The following is a 23,363-nucleotide window of genomic DNA, read 5'->3' as shown; positions in this document are numbered from 1 at the left end:
GAGGGAAAATGAATAAATTGGTCGAAATGACGGGGATTGATAAGTTCTTCCCCGGCGTGCACGCGCTGAAATCCGTGCAGTTCGATCTTGAACCGGGCGAAGTTCACGCGCTGATGGGGGAGAACGGGGCCGGGAAAAGTACGCTGATGAAGATCCTGTCGGGTATCTATCAGCGCGATGGTGGGACGCTGAAGATCGAAGGGCGCGAAGTTAGTCCGACAACCCCGCGTGAAGCACAGGATCTGGGCGTCGGGATCATCCATCAGGAACTGAGCCTGATGAATGACCTGACTGTCGCTCAGAACATTTTCATCGGGCGAGAACCGCGCAAGAGTTTTGGTCGTTTGGATGAGGCTGCGCTGAATGCGCAGACAGCCGAAATCTTTGCTTCGATGAATCTCAGCCTCGATCCCAGGGCGCCGGTGGGCAACCTGACCATCGCAAAACAGCAGATGGTCGAGATCGCCAAGGCACTGTCCTTTCGGTCCAAAGTGCTCATCATGGACGAGCCTACGGCGGCCCTGAATGACGCCGAAATTGCCGAGCTGTTCGTCATCATTCGCCGCCTCAAGGCCGAGGGCGTTGGTATCGTTTACATCAGCCACAAGATGGACGAGCTCAAGCAGATCTCGGATCGCGTGACGGTCATGCGTGATGGGGAATATGTCGGAACAGTTGGTGCTGCCGAAACCCCCATCAGCCAGATCATTGCCATGATGGTCGGCCGTGAGGTCAAAGAAGAACCGCTGGACGTGCCCGATCTGGGTGATGCTGAGATGTCTCTGCAGGTCACCGGGCTGAGCCGGAGCAACGAAATTCAGGACGTCAGTTTCTCGGTCCAAAAGGGTGAAATTCTGGGCTTTGCCGGTCTGATGGGCGCAGGTCGTACCGAGGTTGCACGGGCTATCTTCGGGGCCGACCCCAAGGATAGCGGAGAAATCCGGGTACATGGTCAGGTGGTGTCGATCAAATCACCCACCGACGCCGTCAAAGCGGGGATCGGATACCTTTCCGAAGACCGAAAGCACTTCGGCCTCGCCACTGGTATGAACGTGCGCGACAACATCGCGCTTGCCTCGATGGACCTGTTCACCGGCGCAGGCGGAGTTCTGCATGATGGAGACATCAGCGACACCGCAAAAAGCTACATCCAGCAATTGGGCATTCGAACACCATCGGATGTGCAGGAGGTTCGCCTGCTGTCAGGCGGCAACCAGCAGAAAGTTGTCATCGCCAAATGGCTGCTGCGTGACTGCGATATTCTGATCTTTGACGAACCCACCCGCGGCATCGACGTCGGCGCAAAATCCGAGATTTACAAGCTGCTGGAAGAACTGGCGGGACAGGGCAAGACGATCATCGTGATCTCATCCGAACTGCCCGAAATCATGCGCCTCAGCCATCGCATCGCCGTGATGTGTGAAGGGCGACTGACCGGCATTCTGCCCGGCGGAAAAGACACCACACAAGAAGACATCATGCATCTGGCCACGCAACGTGCGGCGGCGATGCAGGTAACAGGGACAGTCCAATGACCACAGCAACCGACATCGAAAAGAAAAAGCCACTCTCGGGCCTTGCGGACAGTGGCGCGTATCAAAAGCTGTTGGCCTTTGCCAGTTTGATCGTTCTGCTGATCGGCTTTTCCATTGCATCACCCAACTTCATGCAGACCTCGAACATGATCGCCATTCTGCAGGCAACGTCGGTCAACGGCGTTCTGGCCGTCGCAGCAACGCTGGTCATTATCACGGGTGGGATTGATCTGTCCGTTGGTACGCTGATGACCTTCTGCGCCGTGATCGCGGGCGTGGTGTTAACGTATCTCGGCATGCCCTTGCTGTTGGGCGTTGCCGCAGCCATTGCGGCGGGCGCATTTTGCGGACTTTGCTCAGGCACTTTCGTCGCGAAAATGAAAATTCCGCCTTTCATCGCCACGCTTGGGATGATGCTGATCCTTAAAGGCCTGTCGCTGGTGATCTCGGGGACGCGGCCAATATACTTCAACGACACGCCGGGCTTCGACCTGATTTCGCGCGGGTCACTGATCGGAGAGGTTTTCCCTTCGCTGCCCATCCCCAACGGTGTGCTGATCCTGTTCCTTGTGGCCATCGCGGCATCGTACATTCTGGGGCGCACGGTTCTGGGCCGTTATACATTTGCGCTTGGCTCAAATGAGGAAGCGGTGCGTCTGTCCGGCGTGAACACCGACATGTGGAAGATGCGCATTTATGCGCTGGCCGGAGCGATCTGCGGCATCGCCGGAATCTTGATCGCCTCGCGCCTGAACTCGGCGCAACCGGCATTGGGGCTGGGTTACGAGCTGGAAGCGATCGCCGCCGTGGTGATCGGCGGCACGTCCCTGTCCGGCGGGCGCGGCACCATTCTGGGCACGCTGATTGGCGCCCTGATCATGGCGGTGCTGACCAACGGATTGCGTGTGCTGTCCGTCGCGCAGGAATGGCAGACCGTTGTGACCGGCGCAATCATCATCCTGGCCGTCTATGCCGATATGGCACGGCGCAAGAAATCGGGATGACCAAGCAGCTAATTCAAAGACCAAAACGACCAACTGGAGGAGAAAACATGTTATCACGTCGTTTCATTCTGGGTGCGCTGAGTGCAGCCACCCTGGCAGGACCCGCCTCGATGGCGGCGGCCGAAGAGATCTACATCCCGCTGGTATCCAAAGGCTTCCAGCATCAGTTCTGGCAGGCCGTGAAGTCGGGTGCGGAGCAGGCGGCTGACGAATTTGATGTCACCATCACGTTCGAAGGCCCGGACAATGAGACCATGGTGGACCGTCAGATCGACATGCTGGCTGCCGCTCTGGCCAACAACCCCAAAGCCATTGGTTTTGCCGCTCTGGATAGCCAAGCTGCAATCCCGCTTTTGAAGCAGGCCAACGAAAAGGGCATTCCGATCATTGCTTTCGACAGCGGCGTTGACAGTGACATTCCGCTTTCAACCGCGACAACGGACAACCTGGCAGCAGCCGGACTCGCAGCCGACAAGATGGCAGAGAAAATTGGTGGCAAGGGCAAAGTCGCAGTTGTCGCGCATGACCAGACCAGCCGCACCGGCATCGATCGTCGCGACGGCTTCGTGAACCGAATGGCCGAGAAATACCCGGATATCGAAGTTGTCACGGTTCAGTACGGCCAGGGCGACCACCTGAAATCGACCGAAGTCACCAAGGCGATCCTGACGGCGAACCCTGATCTGAATGGCATCTTCGGCACCAACGAAGGTTCGGCCATCGGTGTTGTGAACGGCGTTCAGGAACTGGGCACCGAGGGTTTGATCATCATCGGCTATGACAGCGGTAAAGCCCAGAAAGACGCAATCAAGAGCGGTCTGATGGCCGGCGCGATCACGCAAAACCCGGTCGGCATCGGCTACGAGACGGTGAAGGCAGCGGTGGCGGCTCTGAACGGGGAAGAGGTTCCAGGTCTGATCGACACAGGCTTCTACTACTACGATGCCTCGAACATTGACGACCCGAAGATCTCGGCCGTTCTGTACGACTAAGTACCACCACTCACGCTGTCCGGCCTGTCTTTTGGGCGGGCCGGATGGTTTCATCTGCAGATTTTCAGGTGAATTGATACCAAGGCGTGCGGGGCAGGGGCATTCGGGTCGCTACGCTGGCTTGCAATTGAGCCGCCGTCGTTTTTAGCGCATCAATGACAAATTCGCGGCGGTTGTCGATCAGGGAGGAAGCGAAATGCGGAATCGTCAGTGAAGCGATCACGGATTGTCCCATACCATGACGGATAGGTGTCGAAATCTCGCTTATGGCGTTGCTCTCGGGGCTGCCGAGCGAAATGTAGTTCTGATCGGCGCAGACTGCCGCTTGATCAGAAAACTCTTGCAGAGAGTCTGGGTTTTCCTCCGATGAAATTTTGCGAAGATAGGCTAAGCGATCTTCGCGTGAGGAAATTTCCGAAAGAAAACACGCCCCGGCCGATGTCTGAAACACGGGCGTTGTGTAACCGACTTGCACCGTGACACCGTAGTTCTGGGACGATGAGACACTGTTGATCACAATCAGCTCGTCTTTTCCATTGGGCACCCAAAGGTGGTTTGACAGTTCGATCTCTTCGGCCAAACGGTTCATATAGGGCTCAGCCAATTCCGCGAGTTTGCTGTTGTCTGTGCGGTCTCCACCCAGCAAAGCAAGCTTTCCAGTTAGTTTGAACAGGTCACCTTCCTGGCGGTCGATGTACCCGCGTTCCTCCAGCACGATCATCATGCGAAAGATTTCGTTCTTCGATCGGCCAATACCCTGCGCAAGCTGAGAAAGGGTAGGGGCAGTGTCCGACAAAGAAAGAAACTCAAGAATATCCAATCCCTTCTCCAAAGCGGGAGCCGAGTACTTTTGGAGTTTCGTTTTTTGCTCGGACATTCGCGGCACCTTTTTTCGAAGCTTTCTCAAAAAAGACAGCAGGGGCGCAAGCCCCTGCGTGTCCGACCGGCCACCCCGACAGGGAGGAGAAAGGAAACCGGCCTGATTGGTCCTTACAGGCCGTTTTTCTTCAGGATTTCTCCTGCGTTATCGGCAGTGATTGCCTCGGTGCCCATGACGACCGACTTTGGCACCTCTTCGCCTTTCAGGTGTTTCAGTGCCTGACGAAGACCTTCGGCACCGGGAGTTGGATACAGGAATGTGGCCGACAGTTCGCCATTGGCGACCCAGGTCACGCCTTCACCTGGCAAAGCGTCAACACCGATGAAGATGATGTCATCCGCGCGGCCAGCGTCCTTGGCGGCCAGATATGCACCATAAGCCATCGGATCGTTGTGGCCGTAAACCATTGTGATGTCTTCGTAGTTGCGGAGGGCGGTCGACATGATGTCGTACGCCTGATCCTGTTTCCAATCGCCCGACTGCTGATCAAGCAGGAAGGTCACGCCTTCTTCGCCTTCAAACGCCTCATGGAAACCATTTGCGCGGTCATGGGCAGCTTGTGTTCCCAGGCCTCCCCAGATCTCAATGATGGTGCCTTTTGCTGCACCCGCACCGCCCAGCTGGTCCAGCGCAAACTTACCGGCTTCGCGGCCGATCAGTTCGTTGTCGCCGCCGACCCATTGAACGAACTTTTCGGTGTCCACGTTGCGGTCCAGAACAAAGACAGGGATGCCAGCGTCTGTTGCCTGCTCGACCACACCGGTCAGACCAGCGGATTCCTTGGGCGAGATCAGGATCGCGTCAACTTCCTGACGGATAAAGTTCTCAACATCGGCCACCTGCTTTTCGGTGCGGTCGTTGGCGTCCGCAATGATCAGCTCGACATTGTCGTGCTGGTCCGCTTCGGCACGCAGATCCTTGTTGAATTGGACACGCCAGGGCTCAACTGTGGTTACCTGCGAAAAACCGATCACATAGTTGTCAGCCGCAAGTACCATCGAGGCCGAAAACGAGGTTACGAGCGCGGTGGCGGCCATCAGGCCCTTGCCAAATACTCTTCTTTTCATAGTCTACTCCTTAGTCATGATGCGGGTTTCTCCAAATTCCCGCGTTCTGATTGCTCTAACCTTGGTCCGCCAAGATCTGAGGTTAGAGCCTCCTCCCTCTGCCGAGGCGCTCTTTCGCCATGACAAAGATCTCCTCAAATCGCCCTTCCTGAAGCAGGACGGCGACCACGATGATGATGCCCTTGAGCACCAGCTGCGTGTTGCTGTCGATGTTGTTGAGTTGCAGGATGTTGCTGAGGAAGCCAAAGATCAGCACTCCAACAAATGTCCCCATGATCGCCCCACGACCGCCCATGAGGCTGGTGCCACCGATCACAACGGCTGCAATCGCATCCAGTTCCAGTCCCAATCCGGCATCTGGTTTACCCTGACGGAATTGTGCGACGTATAGCACACCAGCCAGCGCCGAGAGGCCTCCAGCCAATGCGTAGGTGATGATCTTGTTGCGCCCCACATTGATGCCGGCCAGACGTGCGGCCTCTTCATTGCCGCCGATGGCCATGAGGTAGCTGCCAAAAGTGGTGAACCGTGTGATCAGGAAAAAGACCAACAGGACGCCAAGGAAGAAAAGCCCGGGTACGGGCAGGACGCCCCACAGCAACTCACGCAACACTTCGAAATTTTCAGTCGCATTGCTGCCGGTGTAGACCGGATAAACAGCCGTATCTTGCCCTGCAATGACGCGCGCCAGACCCAGCGCACCCACCATCATCGCCAGCGTCACGATAAAGGGTTGCAGGCGGCCATAGACGATCAGTGCACCGTTCACCGTGCCCATGACGGCGCCAATACAAGGCACCACGATCAGAACTGCAAGAACACCGAACTTTGGCATGACCTGCCCGGCCAGCCAGACCATCACGCCAATTGCGATCGCAGCAGCAATCAGCCGACTCAGCATCCGCGATGGCGCGCTTGTTGTTGCTGCTGTTTCAGAGGTGCGGTTCAGGTTGCTTTGGACGAAATAGATCAGGGCCGCGATGGTCACAAAAAGGACAATCCCGGTCGCAGGAACGCCAAAGTAACTTGCTGCGGTCCAGCCTTCCTGGGTGAGCAGCATGGCGCAGATCACCGTGCCCAAAGCCATGACAGACCCAACGGACAGATCGATGCCTGCGATGAAAATCACCATCGTCATACCGACCGCGACAATCCCGGTGACCGACACCTGACGCAGGATGTCCGTCAGGTTCCCAAGCGACAGAAAGATATTGTTGCCCTTCGAAGAAAGGGGTGAGGTCAGCGCACCAAACAGGATCAGGGCGAACAGCCCCCAATACAGTTTGGTTTTGCTCAATAGCTGCATGAACATTGCCGCACCTGGGCGGTCTTGTTTCACTGTCGGGCTGTTGGGTTCCATAACGGTCATGTCTTTTCTCTTTTGTGGGCCGGGGCAGTTAGCGGAACTGCATCGCCAGGGCCTTGATTGAATCCACGGACATTTCTTTTCGGGAAAGCTCTCCGGCCATCTGGCCTTCGCACAGCACAATCATGCGGTCACAGACGGCCATGAACTCAGAAAGCTCAGAACTTGCGAACAAAACCGAGATACCCTGATCCGCCAGTCGTCCGACCAGGTCATAGATTTCGTCCTTGGCGCCGATGTCGATACCGCGTGTGGGCTCATCCAGCAGAAGGACACGGGGCTGCGTTGCCAGCCATTTGCCCAGAACCACCTTTTGCTGATTGCCCCCGCTGAGTTTGCCAACCGGATGCTCGGGGCCGGTTGCCGCAACCTTGAGTGTTTCGATGGCCTTAAGTGCTTGTTTGCGCTGTTCAGCCTCGGAAAATCGCCCAAAACGGGACTGCAAAGGCATCAACGGCAATGCCACGTTTGATGAGATCGAGCGATCAAGGATCAGGCCGTTGCCCTTGCGATCTTCGGTGATCAGTGCCAACCCGTTGCGCACCCCGTCCTGAGGTTTGATGGGCCGCAGTTGATTGCCTTCCAGCGTTACTTCACCCTGATAGCTGGCACCTCTTGCGCCGAACAATGTCTCCAGCAACTCAGTCCGACCCGCCCCCAAAAGTCCGCCGATACCCAGAATCTCTCCGCGCTTGAGATCGAATGAAACGTCGTCCAGCACTTTACGTTTGCCGTCCCAGGCCGACAGATTGGCGACCTGCAATACGGTTTCATCGGTCGCCGGGTTCTGGCGTTCAACGGCGTTGATCTCGACCGTGCGACCGACCATCATGCGGATCAGTTCGGCTGACGTTGTCTCAGAGGCCAACCGCGTACCGATCAGGTCACCATCCCTTAAAACCGTAACCCGGTCGGAAATTTCAAACACTTCATCCATTCGGTGCGAGATGTAGACTACGGCAACCCCTTGTAGGGCCAGATCGCGCACGACCTCCATCAGAATGTCAGCCTCAGCCTGCGACAGCGCTGAGGTGGGTTCGTCCATGATCAGCAGTCGCGCATTCATCAACAATGCGCGAGCGATTTCGACAAGTTGCTGCTCGCCCACGCGTAAATCTTTGACCGGTGTGTCAATGTCCAGCGTGAACCCGAAGCGAGCCAACGCCTTCTTTGCCTTTTCCCGCAGCGCTTTGCGGTCGATGAATGCGCCGAACTTCCGGGGCTCATGCCCAAGCAGGACATTTTCGGCCACCGTCATTTCCGGGATCAGGCTGAGTTCCTGATGCATGATGACGATGCCGTGCTTTTCGGCATCGCGTGGGGCATCGAATTCTACGGTTTCACCATCAATCTGGAATTTTCCAAATGTGGGTCTCTGTACGCCAGAGATGATTTTGACGAGCGTGCTTTTCCCGGCACCATTCTCGCCCATCAAAGTGTGGATTTCGCCGCCGTCGAAAACGAGGTCGACATCTCGGAGAACAGATACACCCGAAAACGACATTCCGATCCCGCTGAGGGACACGGTGATCTGGCTTTCGGTTCCTTGTTGCGCACGCAGCGCGGATTCTTGTTTCGCCATCACAGCGCCTCCCTTCGCCGATCTAAACGATTCACCGTAAAACGGTTTCATATACGAAACCACAAGCGCCAGCGGGGCGTCAAGAGGTATTTTCCCTGGAGCGAATAAGGAATTGTTTAGGTGCCTGATCAGACCTTGAAGTCAGCAAGCATAGTGCAGGTTTCGAACTTTCAAATTTCTCTTAGTACTCTGTTATTTAACATAATAATTGGAGTCATGTGTCTGTCTTGGACAATTCGAAGAAAGAAAAGCCACCACCGAATTCCTACCCGCTTGCCTTGATCATTCGACTGGCATTGCCCATTTTGAGTGTTTCACCAGTGAAAGTACTTTGGGTATTTTTCTCGACAGCGCGAAGTTAGTCGATAACTTCGCAGTCGATTTCGAAGGAAACTTTCTTGCGAAGAAATTTGCTGAGATCGTTCGCGAAAGGCAGTAGCCAACGACGGCCTTGGGCCGTTACTTTTTTGGGACGTCAGGCGGAAAGCGGTCATTAGCTGCAGTTAAGGGGATGTTTTTCAAGGACAGCGATCCGACATACTGGGCCGTCCAACCACGGGTTCTTCGCCAGGAATTCGACAAGCTGATACGAGGCCGATTTGAGGACGGCGATATTCGACACCTTTCGGTGTTTGGGCTCGCGCCTATTCCTCTCTTGATGGAGCTTGGCAGACTGATTTCAGATATCTCTGACACCGACGTCTACGAAAAGCACAGAGAGCCCGATCAATGGGCGTGGCCAGAAGACGGCGAAGAGGTCAGCTTCATAACGCAACGAGGCACCGAAGGCCCCAAGCGCGTCGCGCTAAAGCTTTCAATCACCTCGCAGATTAGTGACGATCGGATAACTGGTGCTGTCGGAACAGACGTGTCGATTTGGGAAATCAAAAGCACGCCACAGAAACACGGTGTCATAAGGCACAAGGAAGACCTTAGTCGCTTCAGGACCATCGTTCGTTCGACCCTTGATGAAATAAAGAACGTCCACGGAATGGATGTCGAACTAATGGTCTTTCCGGCAATGCCTGTTTCATGCTCCGTTGAGTTTGGGCGCGTGTGGCAACCAAAAGCTCACCCAGATATCCATATCTACGACCAAACCAAAGATCAGGGTTTTTTGCAAAGAATGACTCTGGCCGGAGGCGCAACCTGATCAATCATTAAAGATAGTGGCCGTAATGGCATGCTTTCGGTCTGTCTGAGGCTGGTCGCACGGCGAAGCAAAATACGGATGCTGCTGCCTTACTAAACTTGCCTATAGACTCTGAATGACCGCTTTCAGAGATCGGACCAGTTGCTCTCGCACCTACGGCGAAAGTCTGCTTCCCGCCCTACTTGCCGTTCTGGTACTTTCCGAAAACCCTTTCAGCCCCCTTGACCTCTTCGAAGATAAGTTCAGGCACAACGACTTCCCAACTGGCCCGTTTCATCAGGTGACGAAAACTCTCATCGGCATCTTCCTTAGGCGAATCTTTGGTCAGTGCGTCCACGTGTGTTTTCTCCATCTGCTCGAGGACCGTGAGCAACGCGGCTGCGCGCTTCACGGCGTCGAGCGGGAGGTCGGTTCGCAGCGACAGGCAAAGAAACTGGTTTGGGACCTGGTTTGACAGTTTTTTTGGCAGGCGTTTTCGGAAGTAGAAAATACGGCCGCGGAGCATGAGGTAGGGGCCGGCATGATAACGGGGTTTGCGCGACCGCGCGCCGGGCCGATTTCTTGCTGGCTGTGTCACAGCATGTGTCACAGTTTCCGAATGCTGTGACACATCGTATTTTCCTGAGGCTCTGTTGCCCCTTATTTTCCTGGCTTTTCTGGAAAAGGTGGCTGTGCTTGCAGTTTGCAGCTAGCTAGTCTGCACAAGTTTCCCTGTTAACAGGGAAAATACAGGGAAAACTAGCGACTTCACCGATTTTTGGGGCTTAGCACCTAGATTACTTCGGATAAAACAAAGGGTTGGGTACGATTTCCCTAAGACTGGTAACAGGGAAAATATAAGTAGCTATTAGCGAAATTTTTCCAAGGAACAGGGACGCGAACAACTAATTCGAATGAAGCAAATGGCGTCTGATTTGAAGAAGGGAGAATGTTTCACGCTGTTGTCGGCAGCTGCGCCCCGATTAGCCCCTCACATCAGTTATCCTGGTCAAATTTATCGTCGACGCCAAGTTGGCGCACTGCATCAAGCAGATCCAATATAGCCTCCTCTGCCACAGCGAGCTTGACTGCCACCATCAGATCATCGCGGCCTGCCATCGCCAGAAAAGTCCCCAGTACTTCATCAGAGTGCCGCGCCAATGAGATTAAATGGGTTCCGCTCGGGCCATAGTTTCCCGAGAACCAGTTCTTTACAGTCTTCTCATTGGCTCCCGTCCAAACCGCCACGGTCTTCACACCAGCCCGGCTGTCGCCAAGCGACCGCTTCAGTGCCGAGGCGACTTCATCGGCAAAGCAGCCACTCGTCTGTTGCCTCCCAACTTCATTATATTTATTTTCCTTTGGAAAGAACTTGCCCTTTTTCGGAAACGACATTCCACACTCCTTCGCTTTAAATGAATGCGAAGAATTCAGCCGTTGATTCTGACGGTAGAGATAGATTTGACCGAATAGTAAGGAGATGGTTTGTGAAAGGTCGATGGGCGCCGCATTCTAACAATAGTAACGAGCTGCCCGAATCCGACGTGCCGGCTGTCGCCTATATACGGATGTCGACCGACCACCAGAAATATTCTACCGAAAACCAGCTGGACATCATACGGAACTACGCCACAGCACGGGGCCTGCAGATCTTGCGCGTTTTTGAGGACTCCGGTCGATCCGGGTTGCGGTTGGACGGTCGCGAGGCTTTGCAGAACCTGATGGCAGAGGTCCGAACCGGTCACGCGGATTTCAAGGCCATTCTGGTCTATGACGTTAGTCGCTGGGGTCGGTTTCAGGATGCTGATGAAGGGGCGTATCACGAGCATGTTTGCTCCCGCGCGGGGATCCGTGTTCACTATTGCGGCGAGCAGTTTGAAAACGACGGCAGTATCGGTTCAAACCTGCTGAAAACTGTCAAGCGGGTGATGGCGGGCGAGTACAGCCGTGAGCTTTCTGTGAAAGTGTTCGCCGGGCAGTGCAGGCTGGTCGAGCTTGGCTATCGCCAGGGCGGTGCGGCCGGATACGGCCTGCGTCGGTTGCTCATCGACGAACAGGGCAATCCGAAGGGTGAATTATCCCGCGGCGAACAGAAGAGCCTTCAGACCGACCGTGTTACTCTTGTGCTGGGCCCTCGTCACGAACAGGACCTCGTGCGACGCATGTACCGGATGTTTGTCGAGGATGGCCAATCGGAGCGTGAGATTGCGGAAACCCTGAATGCCGAAGGGCATCGGACAGATCTTGAGCGACCATGGTCCCGGGCATCGGTGCACCAGATCCTGACCAACGAAAAATACATCGGCAACAACGTTTACAATAAGGTGTCCTTCAAGTTGAAGCAGCGCCGCGTTGTGAATCCCCGGGAGATGTGGATTCGCGCTGAGGGTGTCTATCCGGCTATTGTGGATGAAGTGCTGTTCCTGCGTGCACGCGAAATCGTTGACGCGCGCAGTCAGCATTTCACGGACGAAGAATTGCTCGAAGCTCTGCGCAGTGTTCTGCAAAAGAAAGGCGTTTTGTCCGGACTGATCATCGATGAACAGGACAACCTGCCGTCGTCCAGCACATTCCGTAGCCGGTTTGGCAGTCTGCTGCGCGCCTACCAGATGATCGGTTACGAGCCGGAGCGCGATTATCGCTACATCGAGGTCAACAGGGCCTTGCGGCAGGCTCATCCGGGGATTGTAGCGCAGATCGTTGAAGGTGTCGCAATGGGTGGCGGAATGGCCGTGCAGGATCCGAACACAGGCTTGATCCGCATCAACGATGAATTCACTGCATCGGTGGTGCTTTCCCGCTGCTTTGAAACTCAGGGCGGGTCCCTGCGATGGCGAATTCGTCTTGATACTGGCCTCGTTCCCGACATTACGATTGCCGTGAGGATGGATGAATTGAACGAATTACCGCGGGATTACTACCTGTTGCCGAGCATCGACATGACCATGGCCAGACTTCGGTTGGCCGAACAAAACGGACTATCGCTCGATGCCTATCGCTTTGACACGTTGGATTATTTCTACGCGCTCGCTGGCCGGGTCCAGATCACGGAGGCCGCCTGATGACCGACAACGCTCACGTTATTGCCCAAAAGCACGTCACGCTTATCCCCATTGACCGAATTCGCATTCTCAATCCCCGTGTACGCAACCGACGCACCTTTGAAGAAATGGTGGAAAACATAGCAAAGATTGGTCTGAAACGACCGATTACCGTGGCGCTACGCGCCGGAGCAGAACCTGCGGAATATGATCTCGTCTGTGGACAGGGTCGGCTCGAGGCGTTCATGGAGCTTAAACAGGATGTTATCCCTGCTATCATTATCGAAGCCGATGAGAGCGACTGTCTTGTCATGAGTCTCGTGGAGAACTGTGCGCGCCGCCAGCACAACCCGATCGACCTGATGCGCGAGATCGGCAATCTTCGGAAGCGCGGATACAACGACCGCCAGATCGCAAACAAGATAGGTGTCACCTCGGATTACGTCGGCATGATCGCGGGGCTTCTGGAACGTGGAGAAGAACGACTGGTCTCAGCTGTGGAAACTGGACTTCTGCCGCTGAATCTCGCCATCGACATTTCGAAGACAGATGCCGAGGGCGGTCAACGGGCTCTAATGGACGCCTACACCCAGAAGAAACTGCGCGGAAAGAAGCTGGCCGCTGTGCGCCGTCTCATCCAGCAACGTGATGTACGGGGCCCGCACCTTCATAGAAACCGCTATGGCCGAAGCGACGGCGCCAAACGGCGTCTGACAAGCGACGCGCTCGTTCGTGCTTATCAACAGGAAGCGGAGCGCCAGAAGATACTTATTAAAAAGGCCGAGCTGACGCAGGGCCGCCTGATGTTCGTCGTGGAGGCGTTTCGTGCGTTGCGCGATGATGATCACTTCGTGACGCTTCTGCGCGCGGAAGGGTTGGACACCCTGCCCACATATCTCAGTCAATCGCTGGACGCAGGAGCGGCCGAATGAGCCGAGGCAAGCGCAAAACCCCGGGCGCGGTTGCTCTCGGTTTTGAGAGTGATTGCGTTACTTTACCGGTAGAGGCTGTCTTGCCCGTTAAGGCGTTAAGCGCATCGGTCAAATCCAGCCGCAAGTACCGCCAGATCACCGCGTCGATCAAAGAGGTTGGCTTGGTCGAACCGCCGGTGGTCACGCGATCTATGGGTGAGCATGATACCTACATGCTGCTCGATGGACACATCCGGATCGAGGTGCTGAAAGAACTCGGCATAAAGCGGGTCGAATGCCTAATTTCCACGGACGACGAGGCTTTCACCTACAATAAGCGGATCAGCCGACTTGCACCGATCCAGGAGCATAAGATGATCCGCAAGGCTATCGAGCGCGGGGTCTCCGAGGAAAAGATCGCCCTTGCGCTGGATCTCAATCCTCGCAGCATTGTGCGCAAGGCAAGGTTGCTGGACGGTATCTGCGAAGAGGCAGTGGGCCTTCTGAAGGACAAACACTGCGCGACGGCTGTGTTCGAGACACTGCGCAAGATGAAGGCAGTGCGCCAGATCGAGGCGGCCGAGCTGATGATCAACGTGAACAACTACACTCCAGCATACATCTCGGCAATCCTTGTGGGAACGCCTCAGGCTCAGTTGGTGGACACGAAAAAGCCTAAGAAGAAGGGAATTACTCCCGAGGCTATGGAGCGCATGGAAGAGGAACTGGCCCGACTGCAGGAAGGTATCACCTCGATTCAGGACTCTTATGGGAAGGATCATCTGCAGCTGACTGTCGTAAAAGGGTATTTGGGAAAGCTGCTCCAGAACGCCCGTATCGTCCGGTACCTCATGCAGCACCGACCGGAATTTCTCGCGGAATTCCAAGCTATCACCGAGATGGCTTCCACCCCGCCACCCGAGGCGCAATAGGCGAAGTAATCAGAACTGAAGGGGACCCGGACCCGATAAGCGCGGGGACCGCAGGAGACGCCGGACGGCGGGTCGGATCGAGCGCGGGGGTGGGGATGGCGGCGAACCCGTTCGGAGCCCACCAGGTCGGCCGAGTTTTCGCCGACTGCGCAACCGATCATGTGGTTGCGAAATCTGCAGGCGTGCTGAGAGGTAGCAGGGCTCAGCACGCCTGTTCGAGAACCAGGGCGGCGGCCTGTCCTATATAAAAAGCGCCATTATGTTAAATTTTAAGTTTGGCGAAACCCAAATCTTCAAAAGTGGTAGCGTCATCCGGCTTTATTGTGAATAGTGACCCGTCTGCAGGGAAGCCGGCGAGTATATCCAATCAGTTCTACGATAGCATCCCGTCCGCCAAGACGTGGGCGACGAGTATATCTGAGCCGAATGCACGAGAGCCGGTAGATGACATCGGTTATTCCTGTTTCCTACGTCGCCGTATCACTTAACGCTTGATCAAGACTCGTTGTGACTCGGTTCACATCCTCCATCGACAGGCAAAGTGGCGGCACCATGCGGAGGCATTGCTGGAATGGTCCGGATTTCGACAGGATAATTCCCTGCGCACGGCAGGCCTCAAATACCTCTGTCGTCATGGCCTTGTCAGGCGATTTGCTATCGCGGTCTCTTACAAATTCCAAGGCCAGCATCAAACCGTGACCCCGCACATCGCCGATGGTCTTATACTTGTCTTTTAGATCACTCAAACGTTCCAACAGCTTTGCGCCAACTGTCTTGGCGTTTTCCTGCAGGCCCTCGTCGCGCATGACAGCTAGAACAGCGCGCGCGGCCGCGGCTGATGTTGGGTTTGCACCATAGGTGTGGAACATGAACTTCTCAGCCATTGGCTCGGCTACATGTTTCTTGGCGACTACCGCGCCAATGGGGAAGCCATTCCCCAGACCTTTAGCCATAACAATGATGTCGGGTACGACGTCGTCCGCCTCAAAACCCCAGAAGTGATCACCAGTACGACCAAAACCGGACTGAACCTCGTCTGCGATGTAGAGCCCGCCAGCCGCGCGAACCCGCTCCGCCGCGCCCGACATATAGCCCGGCGGCATCTGATGTATACCTCCATATCCTTGAACGCTTTCGACAAGGATCCCGGCCACCTGACCCGAGGTGGCGGCGTTGATCGTGTGGGTGATCTCATCCAGATAAGGTGCAGTGCCTGGGCCAAAGATGCCGCGATACTGGTTCGGATCGGCAACAAAGGCGACGTTGCCGGGCATGCCGGGGTGCCGCCATCCAGAGATGCCCGTGACCGACTGCGCGGCGGCGGTTGGCCCATGATAAGCTGTGCGCAAAGCAAGCAGATCAAGATTACCGGTGAAGGTTCGCGCCATTGTCATGGCAAGATCAATGGCCTCGGAGCCCGAATTGGTCAGATGCACTACCCAGTCGTGACCCTTGGGCATCGTCGCGGCTAGTTCCTCGGCCAAATGCGCAGGTGTCGGGTGATAGAACATGGTCGTACAATGTGTGAGCTCCTGCGCCTGTTCCATCGCTGCGGCGACAACCCGGGGATGCGAATGTCCGACTGAGATGCAGACGTTCATGCCCAGAAGGTCGGTGTATTTCCGTCCTTCTGTGTCCCATAGGTATTGACCACGTCCCTTTTGGAAAACGATGGGTTCGCGGAAAGGTGTGAAACGGGTCAACGATGCGGCGTAGTACTGGTCGCGCCGCGCGGCGGTGCTGTCAAAGTTCCAATCAGTGTGAAGGGGATGTTCGGTCATTTGGCGACTCCGGCTTTCATACGGGTGTTGTCAGGGTCATACGGTGGGCGAGGCAGAATGGTGGCCTGCCTGCGTTGGCCAAGGATAGAAACGGTCAAGTTCTCGCGCGCATTTGAGTCACGCAAATACGCCAGAGCGAGCACCTTACCGGTGCGGTGGCCGTGGGCGCCGGATGTGACAATCCCGACCGGGGTCGCTTCCTGCCAAAGAGTGTGGGCATAGAACGGATCGACTTCGCCCGCCTCAATCTCCAGCAGAACCATGTCCCATTCCTCAGGCAGGGCGTCGCGCAGATCTTTGCGGACGAAGGGCGCAAGACCTACCTCCAGCGGGCTGCGTTCCGTCGTCAGGTCGCTGCCCCAGCTGCGATAGCCCTTTTCCAGTCGCATTGCGTTTGCGGCATAGGCGCCATAGAACCCGAGCCCATAAGGTTTGGCGCGTTCCTCCATGGTCGCAAACAAACGGACCGCTTGATCGCGCGGGACGTGCAATTCCCACCCGCATTCACCGATATAGGACACGCGAAGAGCGCGCAGCGGGGTGCCTTGGATCTCGGTCTGAGCCACAGACAGCCAAGGCAAATCCGCAAGCTCTGGCAAAGCGTCCGGCGATCTTGGCCCCATGAGGCCAATAACGGCAATTTCTTCGGTGCAATTCTGAATGGTGACGTCAAAGCCGGACGCCACCTGCCTGAGCAGGTCGAAATCAATCTCTTCTGCAGCGGCGGCGGAAGTGAGATAGGCATGGGTTTCGCTTAGCCGCGAGACTGTGAATTCCGAAAGTACCCCACCCGACGGGGTCAGCGCATGAGTCAGTCCAATGCGACCAGTTTTGGGGGTACGATTGCCACCGAGTTTCTCCAGAAATTCCGTTACGTTTTGGCCAGTTACGTCGAACTTCGAAAAGACCGATAAATCAGCCAAGGCGATCCGCGTTGAGGCTGCATCGACCTCGCGCGCAACGGGTTCGAACCAATTGGCACGACGGAACGTCTCGCCGGCTTCAGCGCCGGGCGTATCAGCAAACCAGTTCGGACGCTCCCAGCCATGTGCTGCGCCCATCACAGCGCCGCGATCTACCATCAGGTTATGCAAAGGCGACAGGCGCAGGCCGCGCCCCGCAGGGCGCTCCTCGTGCGGGTAATGCACCCCAAATTGCAGGCCGAAGCATTCGATGGCTTTGGCAACGCGGTAATCGCGATCTGCCCAGGACCCGAAGCGACGGCTGTCTACCGCCAGCGCATCCATGGGTGGGGCACCATGTGTCATCCAATGGGCCAGGAACCAGCCTGCGCCACCGCCCTCCATCACGCCCATGGACGAGCCGGTCAGCAACCAGGCATTCTGCAGCCCATGAGCAGGGCCAATCAGAGGATTGGCATCCGGCGTAAAAGTGATCGGTCCGTTGATCACGGATTTGACGCCGCCCGTTTCCAACGCCGGGATACGCGCCATAGCGGCCTCGATGATATGCTCTACCCGGTCAATATCAGGCGGCATCAGGTCCGCGCCAAACTCGGGCGGGACGCCGTCCACGGACCAGACCTGCGCCTCTTTCTCGTAGGGGCCAAGGATCAGCCCATCGCGTTCTTGCCGGACATACCAGCTTTCCTCTGGGTCGCGGATGATTGGCAATTCGGGAAGGCCTGCTGCCATGCGCTCCGCCACGGCGCCCACGGTGTCGGTGACCAGGTATTGATGCAAAACGGGAACCGACGGAATGTTAAGCCCCATCATCGCCCCGATCTCCCAGCCCCATGTGCCAGCCGCATTAACGACATGCACCGCCTCAACCGTGCCTTTGGGCGTGTCGATCAACCATACGCCTTCGTGCCGGATCGACAGGACAGGGCAGTTGCGCCATATCTGCGCGCCACCTCTGCGGGCGACCTCGGCCATGGCCTGGGTCGCCAGCGACGGGTCCACGTGGCCATCATCTGGCTCGTAGATCCCGCCGATCAAACCATCGAGCCGCGCAAGCGGGTGAAGCTCGGCGATGCGCTCCGGCGTCAGAACCTCAAGAGGGTAGCCAGTGAAATCCGACAGGCCCGCGACGTGACGGAACTCGTCCATCCGATCTGGGTTCCGAGTGATCCGCATTGCGCCGGAGGTATGAAACCCACAATCTCGGCCCGTTTCTTGTGGCAGAATTTCGCGATAGAGCCGCACGGACGTGGCGCGCAGTTCCTGAATTGTCGGATTGTGGGCGAAATGGGTGCAAAGCCCCGCCGCGTGCCAAGTCGAGCCATGGGTCAGGTCGTTTTTCTCTAAGAGCAGCACATCTGACCAACCCTCCTTGACCAGATGATACATCAGCGAGACGCCCATCGCGCCGCCGCCGATAATGACAACCTGGGCCTTGGTCACAGCGCTCATTTTCCACGCATCCTTTCGTTTTTTGGGTCAAAGGGCGGACGCTGCAACGGCGTGGCAGCGTAGTCTTTGCCTGCGACCTTCACCGCAAAGCATCGTGCGCAGCTCTGAGCTTTCGTCTCACCCGGGTCTGTGGACACCAATGCAAAGCACAGGTTCAGCCCGGTGCGCGGTCCACGCGCGCCGGAGGTTGTGAACCCGACATGATGACCACCTTCAAAGACGGGCTCGTCATGCAGCATCAACGCGTCGCCTTCGACCTGCATCAGGATCAGACGTTTGCGGACGCCCTGTTCTTTCTGCTCGAGCAAAGCGTCTTTGCCCACGAAGTCCTTGCTCCAGTCAATGGTAAAGCCGAGTCCTGCTTCCAAGGGTGTGACCGTCGGACCAATGTCATGGCCCCAGTGTTTGAAGCCCTTTTCGATCCGGCACCCATCGAGCGCATAATGACCCAGAGGCGCTGCGCCTGCGGCGATGAGCGCGTCGAAAACCGGTGAAGTCACGCCGTTGGGAAGCGTTAATTCCCAGCCATATTCGCCGACAAAGCTGACGCGTGTGGCGCGCGCGCGCTGGCCTTCGATCATCAATTCGCGCACCTGTCCAATCGGCGCGTTTGCCCATGGGAAACCGGCGTCCAGCTGCTGAAGCACCGCGACACTGCCCGCGCCCATGACACCAAGTGTGCAAAAATCCTCGGTCACATCCGTTAATATCACCTCATCGGGTAAACTGCGGCGCAGGAAGGCGAGGTCGCGCGCGCGGGTCGCGGCACCAGAGGTGATGTGAAAATGGGTGTCTCTGAGACGCGAGACCGTCACGTCCATCTCGATCCCGCCACGGTCGTTCAAGATTTGGGTGTAAACAGCCCGGCCAGCCTCGACGTCCATATCCGCCGTACAAAGCTGGTTCAAAGCCTCAAGAGCACCGGTCCCGTTGATGTCGATCTCGGTAAAGGGGCTGAGGTCGATCAGGGCCGTGCCATTGGCCATAACCGCGGCTTCGTCCTGGGCAATTGGCCACCACCCCTGCGTTCCAACCGAGTAGGGTTGCGCCTCACCATACCAAAACCCACGCTCCCAACCAGCGGTTTGCCCAAACTGAGCTCCAAGTGCGGCCCATCGGTTGTGTAGCGCCGACTGGCGCATCCCGCGCCCCGCCTTTGGTTGTTTGTAGGGCCAGTGCAGTGCGAAAAGGTCCGCAACCGCCTCCTCCATCCTTAACTCCATGTGGTCGGGCGCAGCCGTAAGTGGATCAACCCGAGCGACATCGACCTCCCACATGTTCATCGGTGGGTGGCCATCGACCATCCAATCGGCCAAGGCACGGCCAATCCCAGCGGACGACATGACCCCCACTGAGTTCATTCCAGCGGCGACGAACAGCCCATCGACAACTGTTTTCCCGACAAGCGGTTTCGTATCGGCGGTAAAGCTCTCAGGGCCGTTCATGAAATGCTGAATGCCCACGTGCTCCAGCGCCGGACACAGATCCAACGCGGCCTCCATGAAAGGGGCAAACTGATCCCAGTCTTCAGCCATTTCAAGGAAAGGCCGGTTGCCTTCCGGACCGTAAGGGTTCCAGCATTTGGCGTGCGGTTCGAAACCGCCAATCACGAGTTTTCCCGCATCGCCCTTGATGTAGATGCCACGATCCAGATCGCGGATTACGGGGAATGGGTCTGGTAGATCGGGGATGGGTTCTGTCACGACATACATGTGCTCAACCGCTTGAAGCGGCAGGGCAACCCCGGCTGTTGCAGCCAGCTCTCGCGACCAGGCTCCAGTGGCGATTACCACCTTTTCGGCATTCAGGGTGGTGCCGTCTGCAAGCGCCACGCCCTTTGCTGTCCCGTTTTTTGTCATCAGACTTTTCACCTCTGCGCCTTCGCGGATGGTCACGCCGAAGGCCTTTGCGGCACGGGCATAGGCCATACAGAGGTCCACGGGGTTCACATTGGCGTCTTCGGGCACGTGCAAAGCTCCGACATGCTCTGAAAGATCGAGCAGGGGCATGGGTATGTCGCCTGCAGCAATTACTGCTGGCGTCAGCCCTTGCGTCGCGCCGAGGTCAGCAATCCGGTGAAGTTCGTCCATGCGCGCCGCTTCGCGCGCCAGCCAATATCCCCCGGTGCGTCGATATCCGGTGGACATGCCGGTTTCAGCTTCCAGCGCGGGAAAGACCTCCAGCGCCGCCGAGGCGAGCGTGGTCATATTGGGCGTTGCGCGCAGGGGCCCTACAATCCCGGCCGCATGCCAAGAGGTGCCCGACGTAAGCTGGTTGCGTTCCAGCAGAGTCACGTCCTGAGCGCCGCGTTTTGCAAGATGATAAGCCACGCTGAGACCGATCGCTCCGCCGCCGATGATCAGAATGCGGCTCATACAAGCCTCCGTTGACGCAAGCTTACAGTCGTCATTAGGCTAAACGGGTGATGATACATGCTTTGCGGTGCCACCCGCGCTCGGTTTCGACGGCGTTTGAACGGATCATGCGCGAGCGTGGCGATCTGTCGGTCCTGCACGAACCGTTCATGTATCACCATTACCTGACCACAACAGATAGGCTTTTTCCGGGCTTTTCGCCGGAGCCGGGACATCCTGTTACCTATGATGATATCCGGGCGATGATCCGCGAGGCGGCAGAGAGCGCCCCGGTTTTTTTTAAGGATATGGCTTATTACGTAGCGGACCGGTTGCCGCGCGACGCAGGGTTTGCGGGCGAAATGACCCATGCTTTTCTGGTACGTGACCCTATCGAAGCAGCGCTGTCTTATGCCAAACGCGACCCGAAATTTACGCGATTGGAGTTGGGGCATGAGGCGCAATACCGACTTTACAACGCATTGACCGAGTTGGGACAAAACCCGTTGGTGATCACTGCAGATCAGTTGCGGACGAAACCGCAGACAACGTTGCGCCGCTACTGGGCGTATGCCGGGCTTGCGTTCCTGGACCACGCGTTCACCTGGAACGACGTTGTGCCTGATGGATGGGGCTCGGTTCAAAGCTGGCACACCGAAGTGCTCCAAAGCGGTGCGATCAAAGCGCCTGAAGCCATCGACTTCCAAGGGGAACTTGACCGGCTGGGTGAGCCTTATACCGACGCTGCTGCGCATCACGTGCCGTTCTATGAGCGGATGCGCGATATTGCAGAAAGTCAGGCACATCAGAAATAGTCCTGGTCTAGTTTCTCGGCCTTACGGGCTGCGATGTAGTCTTTCAGGGCCGCGTCTATATCGGGTTCAAGACCGGGGTCTTCATACCCCGCTAATCGTTCTTTCCAGATAACGTTGGCCCGCGCGGCGGCATCCTGTTCACCAGCTGCGTGCCATTGTTCGAACGAATTGTCATCAGGTGTCCACGGCCGAAAAAGCGCGGTCATGAAATTGGCTTGCGTATGTTTCGACCCAAGGAAGTGCTGCCCTGGTCCAGTGCTTGCTATCGCCTCCATCGCCTGAGCATTCTCGCTCATGTCGATCCCATCAAAAAAGCGCCCGATCTTGCCGCAAAGATCATGATCAATCACGGTTTTCTCAAACGAAGTTACCAATCCCCCTTCGAGCCAGCCAGTTGCATGGTTGATCAGATTGGCACCGGCAAACATCGACATCATCAGGCCCCAGGCAGCCTCTTGCTGGCTTTGTGCGTCGGGAAGTTTGGACGAGCTGAGAGTGCCCACCGTGTGCAGGGGCACCCCCAACCTGCGTGCAAGTTGTCCGGCGGCCAAAACCATCAACCCTGCCTCTGGCGTTCCAAAGGTCGGCGCGCCGGACTTCATCGACATGGTCGATGCAAAGCTGCCCATCAGACAGGGCGCCCCAGGGTTCACTAATTGGGTCAGCGTCATCGTCGCCATGGTTTCGGCCAGCACTTGCGCGAGTGTCCCGGCGACCGTCGCGGGCGACATCGCCCCTGTCAGCACCCAGGGTGTGCAGGCAACGGGCTGGCCTGCGCGCGCATAGGTTTTCAGGGCGCCGGACATATGGCTGTCCATCACCAAAGGCGCGTTTGTGTTAGAAACGCAATAGAGCACCGGGTTCTCGGCCACGAATTCGTCGCCAAAAACGATCCGCGCCATGTCGATGGCGTGGCCCGCACGCTCGGCCCCGATAAAGGCGCCCATGAACGCGCGGTCAGAGTTCCTGATGTGGGCGTAGAGCATATCCAGATGACGCTTGTTCGCGGGCAGATCGACGGGTTCACAAACTACGCCGCCCGAATGATGCAGCCATGGCAGAGTGTGGTGCAACTTAACCAAATCGGTGAAGTCTTTGTAATTCGCATAGCGCCGACCGCGATCCAGATCATGTACGAAAGGCGGCCCCCAGGACGGGCACAGAACCGTTGCATCCCCGCCAAGCTGCACATTGTTCTTGGGGTTGCGGGCGTGCTGCGTGAACCGGCCCGGCGCGGTGGCGGTAATCGTCCTGCGGCAGAAACCCGAAGGAAACCGAATTCGGGTGCCATCCACATCACAACCTGCATTCGCGAAAATCTGGAGGATTTCGGGGTCGTCCTGAAACTCCATCCCGGTTTCGGCAAGGATGGTATCCGCATTTGACTCGATCTGTTCCAGCCCGGCGTCGCTGAGTACATTGAAAGTCGAAAGCTTGCGAAGAATGAAAGGCGCACGAACCGCATCTTGCGTGCGTTTGGCAGCAGCTTTGCGGCGACGAGATGTACGAGGGTGTGACATATACCCAGGGTGCCGCAGCGATTGACGGAACCCAAGAAAAACCAAATAGTATCAGAAATTCTTATACTAAGGATGA

18 protein-coding genes are annotated in these 23,363 nt (G+C 56.7%); 8 read left to right on the top strand and 10 right to left on the bottom strand.

Translation table 11 applies throughout. The features are described 5' to 3' along the window. Positions 1-8: 8 nt before the first annotated feature. From GOV85_RS05385 to GOV85_RS05375, 3 genes are read left to right on the top strand one after another with little or no spacing between them, the layout of a single operon-like run. The gene (locus GOV85_RS05385) at positions 9-1,535 is read left to right on the top strand and encodes a sugar ABC transporter ATP-binding protein (RefSeq protein WP_171175743.1); all 1,527 of its coding nucleotides are present in this window, start codon (positions 9-11) and stop codon (positions 1,533-1,535) included. Continuing rightward, positions 1,532-2,539, top strand: coding sequence for an ABC transporter permease (locus GOV85_RS05380; RefSeq protein ID WP_170423121.1), 1,008 nt, complete (start codon positions 1,532-1,534; stop codon positions 2,537-2,539). The genes GOV85_RS05385 and GOV85_RS05380 overlap by 4 nt, the downstream gene beginning before the upstream one ends. A gap of 47 nt (positions 2,540-2,586) precedes the next feature. Next, a complete protein-coding gene (locus GOV85_RS05375; protein WP_171175741.1) occupies positions 2,587-3,531 on the top strand; it encodes an ABC transporter substrate-binding protein in 945 nt (314 codons plus the stop codon). Between the two features lie 64 nt (positions 3,532-3,595). On the opposite strand, the gene GOV85_RS05370 is transcribed toward GOV85_RS05375, so the two are convergent. The 4 genes from GOV85_RS05370 to GOV85_RS05355 form a co-directional block, all read right to left on the bottom strand. Further along, positions 3,596-4,408 carry an IclR family transcriptional regulator gene (locus GOV85_RS05370; protein ID WP_171175739.1) on the bottom strand — a complete coding sequence of 271 codons (813 nt, stop codon included), beginning with the start codon at positions 4,406-4,408 and terminating at the stop codon, positions 3,596-3,598. 113 nt (positions 4,409-4,521) lie between these two features. Further along, positions 4,522-5,478: a substrate-binding domain-containing protein gene (locus tag GOV85_RS05365; protein WP_171175737.1), complete on the bottom strand. Its 957-nt coding sequence runs from the start codon at positions 5,476-5,478 to the stop codon at positions 4,522-4,524. Between the two features lie 82 nt (positions 5,479-5,560). Beyond that, positions 5,561-6,847 carry an ABC transporter permease gene (locus GOV85_RS05360; RefSeq protein WP_216601857.1) on the bottom strand — a complete coding sequence of 429 codons (1,287 nt, stop codon included), beginning with the start codon at positions 6,845-6,847 and terminating at the stop codon, positions 5,561-5,563. 28 nt (positions 6,848-6,875) lie between these two features. Next, positions 6,876-8,426, bottom strand: coding sequence for a sugar ABC transporter ATP-binding protein (locus GOV85_RS05355; RefSeq protein WP_171175735.1), 1,551 nt, complete (start codon positions 8,424-8,426; stop codon positions 6,876-6,878). 511 nt (positions 8,427-8,937) lie between these two features. On the opposite strand from GOV85_RS05355, the gene GOV85_RS05350 reads away from it, so the two are divergent. Then, positions 8,938-9,579: an SAVED domain-containing protein gene (locus GOV85_RS05350; protein ID WP_171175733.1), complete on the top strand. Its 642-nt coding sequence runs from the start codon at positions 8,938-8,940 to the stop codon at positions 9,577-9,579. Positions 9,580-9,757: 178 nt separating this feature from the next. Here GOV85_RS05350 and GOV85_RS21420 read toward each other — a convergent pair whose 3' ends face one another. Then, positions 9,758-10,156, bottom strand: a complete 399-nt coding sequence (locus GOV85_RS21420; protein WP_217358270.1) for a DUF6538 domain-containing protein — start codon at positions 10,154-10,156, stop codon at positions 9,758-9,760. A gap of 398 nt (positions 10,157-10,554) precedes the next feature. Continuing rightward, positions 10,555-10,953, bottom strand: coding sequence for a hypothetical protein (locus GOV85_RS05340; RefSeq protein ID WP_171175729.1), 399 nt, complete (start codon positions 10,951-10,953; stop codon positions 10,555-10,557). Positions 10,954-11,045: 92 nt separating this feature from the next. On the opposite strand from GOV85_RS05340, the gene GOV85_RS05335 reads away from it, so the two are divergent. From GOV85_RS05335 to GOV85_RS05325, 3 genes are read left to right on the top strand one after another with little or no spacing between them, the layout of a single operon-like run. After that, a complete protein-coding gene (locus GOV85_RS05335) occupies positions 11,046-12,620 on the top strand; it encodes a recombinase family protein (RefSeq protein WP_348540167.1) in 1,575 nt (524 codons plus the stop codon). Then, positions 12,620-13,531, top strand: a complete 912-nt coding sequence (locus tag GOV85_RS05330) for a plasmid partitioning protein RepB C-terminal domain-containing protein (protein ID WP_171175727.1) — start codon at positions 12,620-12,622, stop codon at positions 13,529-13,531. Before GOV85_RS05335 ends, GOV85_RS05330 begins: the two co-directional genes overlap by 1 nt. Beyond that, positions 13,528-14,442: a plasmid partitioning protein RepB C-terminal domain-containing protein gene (locus tag GOV85_RS05325; RefSeq protein WP_171175724.1), complete on the top strand. Its 915-nt coding sequence runs from the start codon at positions 13,528-13,530 to the stop codon at positions 14,440-14,442. Before GOV85_RS05330 ends, GOV85_RS05325 begins: the two co-directional genes overlap by 4 nt. Before the next feature lie 467 nt (positions 14,443-14,909). Here GOV85_RS05325 and GOV85_RS05320 read toward each other — a convergent pair whose 3' ends face one another. Genes GOV85_RS05320 through GOV85_RS05310 form a run of 3 tightly spaced genes read right to left on the bottom strand, consistent with a single transcriptional unit; the run spans position 14,910 to position 20,973 of the window. Then, on the bottom strand, positions 14,910-16,223 hold the full coding sequence (locus GOV85_RS05320) for an aspartate aminotransferase family protein (protein ID WP_171175722.1): 1,314 nt from the start codon (positions 16,221-16,223) through the stop codon (positions 14,910-14,912). Continuing rightward, positions 16,220-18,598: an FAD-dependent oxidoreductase gene (locus tag GOV85_RS05315; RefSeq protein ID WP_216601862.1), complete on the bottom strand. Its 2,379-nt coding sequence runs from the start codon at positions 18,596-18,598 to the stop codon at positions 16,220-16,222. Before GOV85_RS05315 ends, GOV85_RS05320 begins: the two co-directional genes overlap by 4 nt. Beyond that, positions 18,595-20,973, bottom strand: coding sequence for an FAD-dependent oxidoreductase (locus GOV85_RS05310; protein ID WP_171175721.1), 2,379 nt, complete (start codon positions 20,971-20,973; stop codon positions 18,595-18,597). Before GOV85_RS05310 ends, GOV85_RS05315 begins: the two co-directional genes overlap by 4 nt. 50 nt (positions 20,974-21,023) lie before the next feature. On the opposite strand from GOV85_RS05310, the gene GOV85_RS05305 reads away from it, so the two are divergent. Then, positions 21,024-21,767, top strand: a complete 744-nt coding sequence (locus GOV85_RS05305; RefSeq protein ID WP_171175718.1) for a hypothetical protein — start codon at positions 21,024-21,026, stop codon at positions 21,765-21,767. Here the strand turns inward: GOV85_RS05305 and GOV85_RS05300 are convergent. Next, positions 21,758-23,287, bottom strand: coding sequence for a trimethylamine methyltransferase family protein (locus tag GOV85_RS05300; protein ID WP_171175716.1), 1,530 nt, complete (start codon positions 23,285-23,287; stop codon positions 21,758-21,760). The two genes, GOV85_RS05305 and GOV85_RS05300, sit on opposite strands and share 10 nt — an antisense overlap. Positions 23,288-23,363 lie beyond the last annotated feature (76 nt).

Origin of the sequence: Ruegeria sp. HKCCA4633, assembly GCF_013034605.1 — a bacterium.
GTDB lineage: Bacteria > Pseudomonadota > Alphaproteobacteria > Rhodobacterales > Rhodobacteraceae > Ruegeria.
The sequence above is the reverse complement of the archived record's forward strand: the minus strand, read 5'-3'. Positions and strand labels throughout refer to the sequence as shown.

Excerpts from the sequence above, each read along its gene's own strand:
- GOV85_RS05385 (WP_171175743.1), top strand. The coding sequence starts at position 9 with ATGAATAAATTGGTCGAAATGACGGGGATTGATAAGTTCTTCCCCGGC.
- GOV85_RS05380 (WP_170423121.1), top strand. The coding sequence starts at position 1,532 with ATGACCACAGCAACCGACATCGAAAAGAAAAAGCCACTCTCGGGCCTT.
- GOV85_RS05375 (WP_171175741.1), top strand. The coding sequence starts at position 2,587 with ATGTTATCACGTCGTTTCATTCTGGGTGCGCTGAGTGCAGCCACCCTG.
- GOV85_RS05370 (WP_171175739.1), bottom strand. The coding sequence starts at position 4,408 with ATGTCCGAGCAAAAAACGAAACTCCAAAAGTACTCGGCTCCCGCTTTG.
- GOV85_RS05365 (WP_171175737.1), bottom strand. The coding sequence starts at position 5,478 with ATGAAAAGAAGAGTATTTGGCAAGGGCCTGATGGCCGCCACCGCGCTC.
- GOV85_RS05360 (WP_216601857.1), bottom strand. The coding sequence starts at position 6,847 with ATGACCGTTATGGAACCCAACAGCCCGACAGTGAAACAAGACCGCCCA.
- GOV85_RS05355 (WP_171175735.1), bottom strand. The coding sequence starts at position 8,426 with ATGGCGAAACAAGAATCCGCGCTGCGTGCGCAACAAGGAACCGAAAGC.
- GOV85_RS05350 (WP_171175733.1), top strand. The coding sequence starts at position 8,938 with ATGTTTTTCAAGGACAGCGATCCGACATACTGGGCCGTCCAACCACGG.
- GOV85_RS05340 (WP_171175729.1), bottom strand. The coding sequence starts at position 10,953 with ATGTCGTTTCCGAAAAAGGGCAAGTTCTTTCCAAAGGAAAATAAATAT.
- GOV85_RS05330 (WP_171175727.1), top strand. The coding sequence starts at position 12,620 with ATGACCGACAACGCTCACGTTATTGCCCAAAAGCACGTCACGCTTATC.
- GOV85_RS05325 (WP_171175724.1), top strand. The coding sequence starts at position 13,528 with ATGAGCCGAGGCAAGCGCAAAACCCCGGGCGCGGTTGCTCTCGGTTTT.
- GOV85_RS05320 (WP_171175722.1), bottom strand. The coding sequence starts at position 16,223 with ATGACCGAACATCCCCTTCACACTGATTGGAACTTTGACAGCACCGCC.
- GOV85_RS05315 (WP_216601862.1), bottom strand. The coding sequence starts at position 18,598 with ATGAGCGCTGTGACCAAGGCCCAGGTTGTCATTATCGGCGGCGGCGCG.
- GOV85_RS05310 (WP_171175721.1), bottom strand. The coding sequence starts at position 20,973 with ATGAGCCGCATTCTGATCATCGGCGGCGGAGCGATCGGTCTCAGCGTG.
- GOV85_RS05305 (WP_171175718.1), top strand. The coding sequence starts at position 21,024 with ATGATACATGCTTTGCGGTGCCACCCGCGCTCGGTTTCGACGGCGTTT.
- GOV85_RS05300 (WP_171175716.1), bottom strand. The coding sequence starts at position 23,287 with ATGTCACACCCTCGTACATCTCGTCGCCGCAAAGCTGCTGCCAAACGC.